The following is a 1,288-nucleotide window of genomic DNA, read 5'->3' as shown; positions in this document are numbered from 1 at the left end:
TGAGCTTGCCCCCGCAAAACGAATCCCTTGCTGAGGTTAAACTGAAGCAAGGAGAGATGTGATGACAAGCAAGACAAAGCGGGCGCAGTACACGCTGGAATTCAAGCTGGAAGCGGTACGGCTGGTGAAGAGCGGGCAGAGCATGGCAGTGGTTAGCGCGACCCTGGGCATCAGAGCGCAGACGCTGCATAACTGGGTCAAGGCGGAGCGGGAAGGCAAGCTGACTGGTGCGGGTATGAAGCCGGTCAGCCCGGAGCAGATGGAGCTGGCCCGGCTTCGGGCGGAGGTGGCGCGCTTGAAGATGGAGCGCGATATTTTAAAAAAAGCCGCAGCATACTTTGCGAAGGAGTCGGTGTGAGGTATGCGTTCATCGAGCGAAACCGACGTTACTGGCCGGTCTCGGTCCTGTGTGAGCTGTTAGGGGTCAGCCCCAGCGGCTATCACCAGCGCAAGCAACGCACAGTAAGCACCGACAGGCCAGATAGAGGCCGACTCAGTGACGATGCCTTGTTGGCCCACATCAAGGCGATTCACGCCGGGGTCAAGGGGGAGTACGGCTGGCCGCGCATGTGGAAGGAACTGCTGGCGCGTGGGGTGCGGGTGGGCAAGGAGCGTGTTCGCAAGCTGATGGCGCTGCACGGCATCCGTGCCCGCCACAAGCGCAAGTACATCGCGACAACCAACTCGAACCACGATTTGCCGGTGGCCCCCAATCTGCTGCAACGCGACTTTAGCCCAGCAGCACCCAATCAAGTCTGGACGAGCGACATAACCTATGTGGCGACCGCCGAAGGCTGGCTCTACCTGGTGGTCATCATCGACCTGTTCAGCCGGCAGGTGGTTGGCTGGTCGATGCAACCACACATGAAGGCCGAATTGGTCACGGACGCGCTGCGCATGGCCTGGTTCCGGCGCCGCCCGGAAGCCGGTGTGATTGTGCACACCGACCGGGGAAGCCAGTATTGCAGCCATCTGTTTCAAGACGCCCTGAAGGCGTATGGCATGCGCTCGTCAATGAGCCGCAGGGGCGATTGCTGGGACAACGCGCCGACTGAGAGTCTGTGGGGGTCGTTGAAGGTCGCTCGCCTGCACGGTCGCCAGTTCGCTACCCGCCGCGCCGCAATGGACGAGGTAATTGACTGGCTTGGCTTTTATAATGCCAGCCGACTCCACTCGACGCTGGGCTACGTCAGCCCCATGACGTTCGAGAAAAACTGGTCCGCAGCTCAGCAACACCGGGCTGCCTAATTCCCTCGGTTATGGGATTCGTGGAACAGGGGCAAGGTCA

General features: G+C 60.6%; 1 protein-coding gene. It reads left to right on the top strand.

The features are described from left to right. Window positions 1-61 precede the first annotated feature (61 nt). Window positions 62-1,248, top strand: a protein-coding gene (locus F7R19_RS29500; protein WP_085960481.1) for an IS3-like element ISRme13 family transposase whose coding sequence is annotated in 2 segments (ribosomal slippage) — window positions 62-317 and window positions 317-1,248 — 1,188 coding nt in all. Because the reading frame shifts where the segments join, the coding sequence is not laid out codon by codon here. Window positions 1,249-1,288 lie beyond the last annotated feature (40 nt).

This window comes from Cupriavidus pauculus (genome assembly GCF_008801835.1).
Classification (GTDB): domain Bacteria; phylum Pseudomonadota; class Gammaproteobacteria; order Burkholderiales; family Burkholderiaceae; genus Cupriavidus; species Cupriavidus pauculus.
Note: the sequence above shows the minus strand (reverse complement) of the source record. Positions and strands in the feature narration are given on the sequence as shown.